Below are 9894 nucleotides of genomic sequence, written 5' to 3'. Positions count from 1 at the left end.
CCATGGCCCGCGACGGCGCCCTCTATGTCTGCCAGGCCTGTGGGGCCGTCCACGCCAAGTGGGCCGGCCAGTGCTCCGCCTGTTCGGAATGGAACACCCTCGTCGAAGAGACCCGTTCAGCCCCGCCCGGAGCCCTGAAGCCGGCGGCCCGCGCCAGCGGCCGTCGGGGCCTGGAATTCCAGTCGCTGCAGTCCGAGAGCCCCGAGCCGCCTCGCATTCAGACCGGCGTGGGCGAGTTCGACCGCGTCTGCGGCGGCGGGGTGGTGCCGGGCTCGGCCCTGCTGCTGGCGGGCGATCCGGGCGTCGGCAAGTCCACCCTGCTGCTCGATGTGGCCGCCAGGGCCGCGACCGGCGGCGCGCGCGTGGCCTATATTTCTGGCGAGGAGGCGGTGGAGCAGATCCGCGGCCGCGCCCGCAGGCTAGGCCTTGCGCAGGCGCCGGTCGAACTGGCGGCCGAGACGTCGCTGCGGCGCATTGTCGAGACGCTCAAGCGCGAACCCTTCGACCTGGTCATCGTCGATTCCGTCCAGACCCTGTGGAGCGACAGCCACGAAGCGGGGCCGGGCTCCGTCGCCCAGGTGCGCGCCTGCGCCGGCGAGCTGGTGCGGCTGGCCAAGACCCAGGGCGTGGCGCTGATCCTGGTGGGGCACGTGACCAAGGACGGCCAGGTGGCCGGGCCGCGCGTGGTCGAACACATGGTCGACGCCGTCCTCGCCTTCGAGGGCGAGCGCGGCTACCCCTTCCGCGTCCTGCGCGCGGGCAAGAACCGCTTCGGCGCCACCGAGGAGATCGGCGTCTTCGAGATGGGCGACGCCGGCCTGCGTGAAGTGCCTAACCCCTCGGCCCTGTTCCTCGGCGAGGGTGGCGAGCGCGCCGCCGGGGCGGCGGTGTTCGCGGGCATTGAAGGCTCGCGCCCAGTGCTGGTGGAGTTTCAGGCCTTGGTGGCCCCCTCGGCCTACGGCACCCCGCGCCGGGCGGTGGTGGGCTGGGATTCGGGGCGCCTGGCCATGGTGCTGGCGGTGCTGGAGGCGCGCTGCGGCCTTGGCTTTGGCGACCGCGACGTATACCTGAACGTGGCGGGCGGCCTGCGGATCGGCGAGCCCGCCGCGGACCTGGCGGCCGCGGCCGCCCTGGCCTCGTCGGCGCTGGACATGCCCCTGCCCCAGGGGTGCGTCGTCTTCGGCGAGATCAGCCTGTCGGGCGAGGTTCGCGCGGTCGGTCGGATGGAGGCGCGAATGCGCGAGGCGGCCAAGCTGGGCTTCGACACGGCGCTGGCGCCTTCGGCCGCCGCGGAATCCGGCGTGCTGAAGACGGCGCGCGTCAGCCGCCTGGCCGACGCCATCTCCTGCATCGCTGAAGGCCGCTGGCCGTGAGCGCCTATGACCTGTTCGCCGCCCTGCTGATCCTGGGATCGGTGGCGGCCGGATGGGTGCGCGGCGGCGCGCGCGAGATCGTCACCCTCCTGGCCTTCATCCTGTCGGCCCTGGTCAGCCTGATCACCCTGCCCTTCACCGGGCCGCTGGGGCGGGCCTTGTTGAACCCCGACTGGCTGGGGTCGCTGATGGCCGCCGTCGCGGTGTTCCTGCTGGTCTACTGGGGCATCAAGCTGGCGGGCCATTGGGCCACCCGCGCCATGGAGCAGACCGACCACCTGGGCAATGCGAACCGGGGCGTGGGCGCGGTCTTCGGCGGGGGGCGCGCCCTGGTCATGCTGGGGGCCATCCATCTGGCGGTCCACGCCGTGACGCCGCCGGAAAGCGCACCGGGCTGGTACCGCAACGCCGCCGTCTATCCCCTGGCTGTCGCCTCGGCCCGCGCCATCCAGAATCTGCTGCCCGGAATCGGCCGATCCGCCGACCGGGTGGCGCCAGTTGTCGCAGGCTCTGTTAGAAGGGGCGCCGCAAGCGGGCCGCAATCCCCATCTATGTCGCCTGACCCCGATGCCTGAGGCTGTCATGTACAACCCCGCCGACCACAGGGAAGCCGACGACGAGACCATGCGCCTGGAGTGCGGCGTCTTCGGCGTCTACGGGCCTGACGGCGCCGCCGCCGTCGCCGCCCTGGGCCTGCACGCCCTGCAGCACCGAGGGCAGGAAGCCTGCGGCATCGCCGCCACCGACGGCCAGCGCTTCCACACAGAGCGCCACATGGGCCTGGTGGGCGAGAACTTCTCGGGCGACGTCTCCGAGCGCCTGCCCGGCAACGCCGCCATCGGCCACACGCGCTACTCCACGGCGGGCGGCTCGTTCCTGCGCAACGTCCAGCCCATGTTCGCCGACCTGGACACCGGCGGCATCGCCCTGGCGCACAACGGCAACCTGACCAACTTCATGGCGCTGAGGACCGAGTTGATCGCCGACGGCGCCATCATGCAGTCGACCTCGGACTCCGAGATCATCCTGCACCTGATCGCCCGCTCGCGCCGCCGCCGCATCATGGAGCGCTTCATCGACGCCCTGTCGCGGATCGAAGGCGGCTATGCGCTGGTGGCCCTGACCAACAAGAAGCTGATCGGCGCCCGCGACCCGCTGGGCATCCGGCCGCTGGTGCTGGGCCGGCTGGGCGAACACTATGTCCTGGCCTCCGAGACCTGCGCCCTGGACATGATCGGCGCTGAGTTCGTCCGCGATATCGAGAATGGCGAGGTCGTGGTCATCGACGAGACCGGGGTCACTTCGCAACGGCCCTTTGGCCGCCAGCCGGCCCGGCCCTGCCTGTTCGAGTATGTCTATTTCTCGCGCCCCGACAGCATCGTGAACGGGACGTCCGTCTACGAGGTGCGCAAGCGCATGGGCCGCATCCTGGCCCGCGAGACCGGTGTCGAGGCCGACATCGTCGTGCCGGTGCCGGACTCGGGCGTGCCCGCAGCCCTTGGTTTCGCCCAGGAAAGCGGCCTGCCCTTCGAAATGGGCATCATCCGCAGCCACTACCTGGGCCGCACCTTCATCCAGCCGACGCAAGGCGTGCGCGAGCTGGGCGTGCGCATGAAACACAGCCCCAACAAGGCGGCGCTGGCGGGCAGGCGGGTGGTGCTGATCGACGACTCCATCGTTCGCGGCACCACCTCGGTGAAACTGGTCCGCGCCGTGCGCGCGGCGGGCGCGGCAGAGGTGCACCTGCGTTCGGCCAGCCCGCCCATCAAGTTCCCCGACTTCTACGGCATCGACATGCCGGACCGGGACAAGCTGCTGGCGGCGCAGAAGTCCCTGGAGGAGATGCGCCAGTATCTGGAGGTCGACACCCTGGGCTTCCTGTCCATCGACGGTCTCTACGAGGCCATGGAGGCCGGCGCCCGCAACGCCGAGCACCCGCAGTTCACGGACCACTATTTCACGGGCGAGTATCCCACCCGCCTGCTGGACCGCGAGATCGCCGAGGGCCGCCACGATCCCCAGCCGCAGCTGTCCCTGCTGGCCAGCGCCTAGGCTTGGGGCCGCCGCTGGTCTATCAGCGGCGCCATGACTGACGACCTCCCCCTCTCCGGGCGCATCGCCCTCGTCACCGGCGCCTCGCGCGGCATCGGTTATTCGGCGGCGCTGGGCCTGGCCAAGGCCGGCGCCCACGTGGTGGCGACCGCCCGGACCCAGGGCGCGCTGGAGGAGCTGGACGATGACATCCGCAGGGCCACTGGACAGTCGGCGACCCTGATCCCCTTCGATCTGGTGGACGGTGGCGCCATCGACCGCATGGGCGGCGCCCTCTACGAACGCTTCGGCCGGGTCGACGCCTGGGTGCATACGGCGGCGACCCTGGGAGCGTCGGGACTGTCGCCGGTGGCCCACGCCGACCTGCGCGAATGGGCCAAGATCGAGAAGATCAACCTGACCGGCGTCTATCGCCTGATCCGATCGCTCGAGCCCCTGCTGCGCCAGTCCGACGCCGGTCGGGTCGTGCACCTGACCACCAGCCTGGCCAAGGCGCCGCGCGCCTTCTGGGGCGCCTATGCGGCCACCAAGGCGGGCGCGGAAATGCTGATGAAGTGCTGGGCCGACGAGATCGAGAGCACGCCCATCCGCGTGGCCGTGCTCGATCCGGGCCGCCTGCGCACCCAGATGCGGGCCCAGGCCTATCCGGGCGAAGACCCGATGACGCTGCAGCACCCCGACGTCATCGCCCCGCTGATCGTGGACCTTTGCCGGCCGGACAAGACGCCGCCGCTGGACGTGGATTTCAGGAACATAAGCGCTTAGCGCTTCGGCCCGCCCTTGTGGCCGGTCCGGACGCGGCCCGAGCGTGAGACCTGACGGGCGCCGCCGCGCGCGCCCTTGCCCACCACCACCTTGGTTCCGGCCTTCTTGGCCGCCGAGGCCTTCAGGCCTCCCAGCGGCTTGGCCTTGATGGATTTGCCGCGCTTGGCCTTCTCCTCCAGCGCCTTGCCGGGCAGACCCGACAGGCTCTCAGCCTTCTGCGCCTTGGCGACGCGGCGCGGGGCCGTCTTGGCAGCGCCCTTGAACCGGCCAGGGCCTGCCTTGTCGCCGCCCTCGGCATAGGGGTTCGCGCCGGACTTGATGATCACGCGCATGGGCGTGCCCGGCAGGTCGAAGCTGTCGCGCAGGGAGTTGATAAGATAGCGGCGGTAGCTGTCCGGCATCTGCGAGGCGCGGCTGGCGAACAGCACGAAGGTCGGCGGCCGCGCCTTGGTCTGGGCCATGTACTTGGGCCGGATGCGGCGGCCGTTCACGGCGGGCGGCGGATGGCGCTGGACCGCCATGGCCAGCCAATCATTCAGGTCGCGCGTCTTTACCTTGACCGACCAGGTCTCGTGGGCCTTCAGAACGGCGGGCATGAGCCGATCCATGCCGCGCCCGGTATGGGCCGACAGGGCGATCAGGGGCGCGCCGCGCAACTGGGGCAGCATGCGCTCGGCGGTCTCGCGCATCTCGGCCAGACGCTCCTGAGGCTCTTCCTCCATATCCCACTTGGTCACGCAATAGATCAGCGCCCGACCTTCACGCTCCACCAGGTCGGCCAGTTGCAGGTCCTGGGTGTCGAAGGCGTTGGCCCGGTCCATGGCCAGGATCACGACCTCGGCGAAGGTGATGGCCCGGATGGTGTCGGCGACCGACAGCTTCTCCAGGCCTTCTTGGACGCGGGCCTTGCGGCGCAGGCCGGCGGTGTCCACCAAGCGGATTGGGCGGCCCTGGTACTCCCACTGCACGGCGATGGCGTCGCGGGTGATGCCGGCCTCGGGGCCGGTCAGCAGACGCTCGTCGCCGATCAGCCGGTTGATCAGGGTGGACTTGCCCGCATTGGGCCGCCCGATGACGGCGATGCGGATCGGCTTGGAGGCTTCGCTCTCGTCGTCCGGCTGGTCGCCGAAGGGCACGCCCTGCTCGCCGAGGGCCTCGACCACGGCGGCGAACAGATCGGCCATGCCCTCGCCGTGTTCAGCCGACAGGGGCACCGCCTCGCCGAAACCCAGCGCCGCCGCCTCGCCCACGCCGTGGTCGCCCTGGCGGCCCTCGGCCTTGTTGGCGATCAGGACCACCGGCATGTCCCGCTTGCGCAGCAGGTCGGCGAAGATGCGGTCCAGCGGCACGACGCCCTCGCGCGCGTCCATCACGAACAGCGCCAAGTCCGCCTCGTCCAGCGCCCGCTCGGTCTGGGTGCGCATGCGCGCCTCCAGGCTCTGGTCCGAGACATCCTCGAAGCCGGCCGTATCGATCAGGGTCAGATCGAGATCGCCCAGCCGGCCGTCGGCATAGCGACGGTCGCGGGTCACGCCCGGCCGGTCGTCGACCAGGGCCAGGCGCTTGCCCACCAGCCGGTTGAAGAGCGTGGACTTGCCCACATTGGGGCGGCCGACGATGGCGACCTTCACGGTCACGGCGCGCCCCTTTTGAACTTAGCGGACGGCGACGAGCTGACCCTCGTCGGTCAACACGTAAACCATCTCGCCCACGGCGATGGGCGCCACAAAGCTGGGACCGCCGATCCGGATCGAGCGCTGCTCCACGCCCGTGCGAGCGTCGAGCGCGACCAGCTCGCCGTCAGAGTTGACCAGCAGCAGGCGGTTGCCGGCCAGGATCGGACCCGACCACTGGGGACGCACGGTGCGGTCGAAGGCGCCCAGGAAGCCGCCCTCCTGGCGAACGCGGCCCTCGTTCAGGTTGCGCACCCAGTAGACTTGGCCGTTTTCGCGGTTGGCGGCGACCAGTTCACCGTTCAGCGACATCACATAGACCACGTCGCCGGCCGGCCAGGGCGCGTTGACGCTGGCGATCGGCAGCTCCCAGCGGCGGGCGCCGGTGCGCAGGTCCACCGCGGCCATGACGCCCGAGTGGCTGGCGGCGTAGACCGTGTTGCGGCTGATCACGGGGCGGCCGGCGATGTCGCGGATCTCCGAAAGGGCGTTGGTGCGGCTGGAGCGCGACAACACCTGTTGCCACAGCTGCTGGCCGTTGGCGGCGCGGAAGGCGATCAGTTCACCGGAGGAGAAGGGCGCGACCACCGTTTCGCCGGATACGGCCGGGCTGGAGGCGCGCAGGATGCGGGCGGGTTCGGCAATCGCCTGGTCGGACCAGGCCTGCTGGCCGGAGTTGATGTCCAGCGCGATGATCTGGTTGTCGACATCGACCGCGTAGAGGCGATTGTTGGCGACGGTCGGCGCGCCGTGCACGGGCGATTCCAGTTCCGTCGTCCAGGCGGGGGCGCCGGTGGCGGCGTCCAGCGCCGCGGCGACGCGATAGCCCGAAACAGCGAACACCTTGCCGCCGAAGACGGTGAGACCGCCGCCGAAGCCGTCCCGGTCGCGGCCTTCAGGACGCAGGCTGCGGCTCCACACGCGATCACCGGTGGCGGCGTCAAAGGCGCTGACCGTGGCCTCGCCGTCGAGGACGAAGATGCGGCCGTCAGCGGCCACCAGCGGCGCCGTGACCTGGGTCGTGCGGCTGGAGCCGGCCCCCGCATCGCGGCGCCAGGCCACTTCCAGCGCCTGGGCGGCCTGGATGTTCTCGACCGCCAGGGACGGCACCGAGCCGGGCTGCGGCCAGGCCGTCACCGGCTGGGGCGCGGGTAGGAAGAAGGTGGCGTTCGCCAGCGCCGGGTTGGGCGTCAGGGCGTTCTCGGCCGTCAGCACCGGAATGCGCTCGCCCGCGGCGGCCTGGGCGCGCGGACCGGTGTCACGGCCGAAGGGGTTCAGGCGCTGCACCGTGGAACAGGCGGCCAGCGAGACGCAGGTCAGGGCCAGCACGGCGAGGCGCGGCGCGGTCTTGGACAGGGTACGATCCATCACGGAAGCCACCTTATTGAGCTGGGCTGGGAGCGCCCTGCGGCGCCTGGGTCGGCGCCGACGGCTGCTGGGGGGCGAAGGGATTGAACGGCGTTGCGCGCTCCGCCTCGGGCAGGCGGCCGGCGGCGGTCACGATCTGGCCGAGCGAAGCGCCCGCGCCGGAATCGATCAGCTGGATGGCCGCGTTGGCGCGCTCGCGCACGCCGTCCGGCACGTCAGGCAGCAGGGAGAGGCTGACGAACTCGGCGCGGGCCTGTTGGGCCTGACCGTGCTGAAGCCGCGCCAGAGCCAGAGCCTCACGCGCGAGGGGCCGATAGGGACGCCCCTCCTCCGCCAGCGGCTCAAGCCGGGCGGTGACGTCGGCCAGCGAGGCGGTGTCCATGGCCAGATAGGCGGCCTTCAGCCGGGCGGCGTCGGCGATCAGGGGCGCGCGCGAGGCGCCCGCGGCCTCGTCGAACAGCGCCAGCGCCTGGTCGTTCTGGTTGCGCTGAACGGCGATGCCGGCGCGCTGCATCAGCGACAGGGCCTTGTAGGCGCCCGATCCGGTGTCGCCCGCCTCGGTGAAGGCGGCCTCGGCGGCCGTCAGGTTGTTCTCCTGCAACGCCGTCATGCCCCGGTCATAGGCCTCGGAGGCCTCGCCGGCGGCGCGGGTGCGCCAGGCGTCATAGCCCCAGACGGACAGGGCGGCGATCAGGGCCAGGGCGAGAACGCCCGCGGCCCAGGGCCACCACTGGCGGAACAACCGGCGCCAGCGATCAGAGCGGAGATCCTCCTCCACTTCCTCGAAAACATCGACCACGGGCGCCGCTCTCCCCAAAGGGCTTGTTGAACCGCCGCGAACCTAGAGGGTCCGCCGCCGCCCTGCAACGCACCGAGGGGCGCTTTAGCCGGGCTTTTTGGAGAAGTAGGTCTCGACTTCGGCGGGAAAACGGCGAGCGCGCACATCTTCGGCATATTGCGCCGCCGCCTGATCAATCACGCCGCGCAGATCGGCGTAGCGGCGCACGAAGCGCGGCGTCCACTCAAAGCGGCCCAGCATGTCGTCCGTGACCAGTATCTGACCGTCACAGGCGGCCGAGGCGCCGATGCCGATGGTCGGGGCCGAAACGGCCGCGGTGATCCGGCGCGCCAGCCCCTCGGCCACCCCCTCCACCACGATGGCGAAGGCGCCGGCCGTGTCGGTGGCTTCAGCGTCCGAGAGAATCTGGCTGGCCTCAGCCTCGTCCTTGCCCTTGGCCTTGAAGCCGCCCTCCGCCAGGGTCGACTGGGGCCTCAGGCCCACGTGGCCCATGACCGGGATGCCCCGCTGCACCAGATAGGCGACGGTCTCGGCCGCGCCGGGGCCGCATTCCAGCTTGACCCCCTGGGCGCCGGTTTCCTTCATGACCCGGGCGCAGTTGGCGAAGGCCTGCTCGGGCCCTGCCTCGTAGCTGCCGAAGGGCATGTCGATGACGACCATGGCCTTTTGCGCGCCGCGCATGACGGCCTGGCCGTGCAGGACCATCATCTCCAGCGTGACGCCGATGGTGTTGGGCAGGCCGTGCACCACCATTCCGACGGAATCCCCGACCAGCAGCAGGTCGCAGTGTGCATCCAGGGCCGCCGCTGTGGGCGCGTCATAGGCCGTCAGGCAGACCACCGGATCGCCTCCCTTGCGGGCGCGGATGTCCTGCGCGCTCAGGCGGCGCTGGGGCGAGGCCCCCTTGGGCGGCTGTGCCTGGGCGGACAGGTCAGGACTCGTTCAGCAGGCGGGCGCCGAGGATCGCGGCCCCGGCCAGGGCGGCGGCCAGCAGCCACATCACCACCACGGACGAGCCGCCGAAGGAAAGGGCGTCGATCTGGCCCAGGGCCGCCGTCTCGGCCTGGCCGCCCAGGTTCACGGCGCTCTGGAACAGGCCCATGAGCTGGGCCCCCAGCGTGGAGTTCATCATCTGCTGGGCCGCAAGGCCGGCGCCGACCAGCCCGGCCAGCAGCAGCACGGCCAGGCGAAGGCGCTCTGCGCGCTGCAGCCGCGCCTCGATGCGCCGGGCGAAGGCGTCGGCGTCCCAGCCGCCGGGCTCAGCCTGCTGGAACAGACGCTGCAGATCGCGTTCGAACTCGTCAGCCACCGGCCGCACTCCGCGAAGTCTCCTGGCCCATGCGGGCCTTGAGTTTATCCAAACCACGTTTGACATGGGATTTCACCGTTCCCAAGGGGGCCCCCAGGATTTCAGCCACCTCGCTGTGGGACAGCCCCGCCCCGTAACACAGCGAGACGCACAGCCGTTCCGCCTCGCTGAGGCCTTTCAAGGCCTGATCCAGGTCGAGGCGGGCGCCGGCGTAGGCGCCCTCCGGCGCCGCCTCTTCGGGCGCGTCGTCGGGGGACAGCACAAGGGCGCCGGCCCTGGCTCGCGCCTTCAGATAGCGCCGCGCGGCGATGCGCCGGACCCAGGCCGCGAACGTCCCCTCGCCCCGGAAGGAGGCGATGCTCTGGAACGCCTGGATGAAGGCGTCCTGGGCCACGTCCTCGGCGGTGGCCGGGTCGGCGCCCATGCGGCGCAGCAGGGCCCGCACTCCGGCCGAGTGGCGCCGGGCCAGTTCGCCGAACTCACGGCGCCCGCCCGCGGCCGCGAGGGCCGCGAGCTCGACGTCGTGCAGTCGCGTCAGGTCCCGCATGGTCGCAG

The 9894-nt window shown here is 71.2% G+C and carries 10 protein-coding genes; 4 read left to right on the top strand and 6 right to left on the bottom strand.

Annotated features, from left to right (window positions below):
• Window positions 1-2: 2 nt before the first annotated feature.
• Genes radA through Q0812_RS02680 form a run of 4 tightly spaced genes read left to right on the top strand, consistent with a single transcriptional unit; the run spans window position 3 to window position 4190 of the window.
• Entirely contained in the window at window positions 3-1373 is a 1371-nt protein-coding gene (radA, locus tag Q0812_RS02695; RefSeq protein ID WP_302108748.1) for a DNA repair protein RadA, read from the top strand.
• The gene (locus Q0812_RS02690) at window positions 1370-1948 is read left to right on the top strand and encodes a CvpA family protein (RefSeq protein ID WP_302108747.1); all 579 of its coding nucleotides are present in this window, start codon (window positions 1370-1372) and stop codon (window positions 1946-1948) included. The genes radA and Q0812_RS02690 overlap by 4 nt, the downstream gene beginning before the upstream one ends.
• Window positions 1941-3425 carry an amidophosphoribosyltransferase gene (gene purF, locus Q0812_RS02685; RefSeq protein WP_425281536.1) on the top strand — a complete coding sequence of 495 codons (1485 nt, stop codon included), beginning with the start codon at window positions 1941-1943 and terminating at the stop codon, window positions 3423-3425. The genes Q0812_RS02690 and purF overlap by 8 nt, the downstream gene beginning before the upstream one ends.
• 33 nt (window positions 3426-3458) lie before the next feature.
• Window positions 3459-4190, top strand: a complete 732-nt coding sequence (locus Q0812_RS02680; protein ID WP_302108746.1) for an SDR family NAD(P)-dependent oxidoreductase — start codon at window positions 3459-3461, stop codon at window positions 4188-4190.
• Here Q0812_RS02680 and der read toward each other — a convergent pair.
• From der to Q0812_RS02650, 6 genes are all read right to left on the bottom strand, one after another.
• Window positions 4187-5827 carry a ribosome biogenesis GTPase Der gene (der, locus tag Q0812_RS02675; RefSeq protein WP_302108745.1) on the bottom strand — a complete coding sequence of 547 codons (1641 nt, stop codon included), beginning with the start codon at window positions 5825-5827 and terminating at the stop codon, window positions 4187-4189. The genes Q0812_RS02680 and der overlap by 4 nt on opposite strands.
• A gap of 18 nt (window positions 5828-5845) precedes the next feature.
• The gene (locus Q0812_RS02670) at window positions 5846-7231 is read right to left on the bottom strand and encodes a PQQ-like beta-propeller repeat protein (protein WP_302108744.1); all 1386 of its coding nucleotides are present in this window, start codon (window positions 7229-7231) and stop codon (window positions 5846-5848) included.
• Between the two features lie 13 nt (window positions 7232-7244).
• The gene (locus Q0812_RS02665; protein ID WP_302108743.1) at window positions 7245-8030 is read right to left on the bottom strand and encodes a tetratricopeptide repeat protein; all 786 of its coding nucleotides are present in this window, start codon (window positions 8028-8030) and stop codon (window positions 7245-7247) included.
• Between the two features lie 84 nt (window positions 8031-8114).
• Window positions 8115-8960: a 3-methyl-2-oxobutanoate hydroxymethyltransferase gene (gene panB, locus Q0812_RS02660; protein WP_302109193.1), complete on the bottom strand. Its 846-nt coding sequence runs from the start codon at window positions 8958-8960 to the stop codon at window positions 8115-8117.
• A 1-nt stretch (window position 8961) separates the two neighbouring features.
• Complete coding sequence (locus tag Q0812_RS02655; RefSeq protein ID WP_302108742.1) at window positions 8962-9339, bottom strand: hypothetical protein; 378 nt, start codon at window positions 9337-9339, stop codon at window positions 8962-8964.
• Window positions 9332-9886, bottom strand: a complete 555-nt coding sequence (locus tag Q0812_RS02650) for an RNA polymerase sigma factor (RefSeq protein WP_302108741.1) — start codon at window positions 9884-9886, stop codon at window positions 9332-9334. Before Q0812_RS02650 ends, Q0812_RS02655 begins: the two co-directional genes overlap by 8 nt.
• Between the last annotated feature and the right edge of the window lie 8 nt (window positions 9887-9894).

The sequence above is a fragment of the Peiella sedimenti genome, assembly GCF_030504955.1.
Lineage (GTDB): Bacteria > Pseudomonadota > Alphaproteobacteria > Caulobacterales > Caulobacteraceae > Brevundimonas > Brevundimonas sedimenti.
This window is presented reverse-complemented; position numbering and strand designations above follow the sequence as displayed.

Excerpts from the sequence above, each read along its gene's own strand:
- radA (WP_302108748.1), top strand. The coding sequence starts at position 3 with ATGGCCCGCGACGGCGCCCTCTATGTCTGCCAGGCCTGTGGGGCCGTC.
- purF (WP_425281536.1), top strand. The coding sequence starts at position 1,941 with ATGCCTGAGGCTGTCATGTACAACCCCGCCGACCACAGGGAAGCCGAC.
- Q0812_RS02680 (WP_302108746.1), top strand. The coding sequence starts at position 3,459 with ATGACTGACGACCTCCCCCTCTCCGGGCGCATCGCCCTCGTCACCGGC.
- Q0812_RS02670 (WP_302108744.1), bottom strand. The coding sequence starts at position 7,231 with ATGGATCGTACCCTGTCCAAGACCGCGCCGCGCCTCGCCGTGCTGGCC.
- Q0812_RS02650 (WP_302108741.1), bottom strand. The coding sequence starts at position 9,886 with ATGCGGGACCTGACGCGACTGCACGACGTCGAGCTCGCGGCCCTCGCG.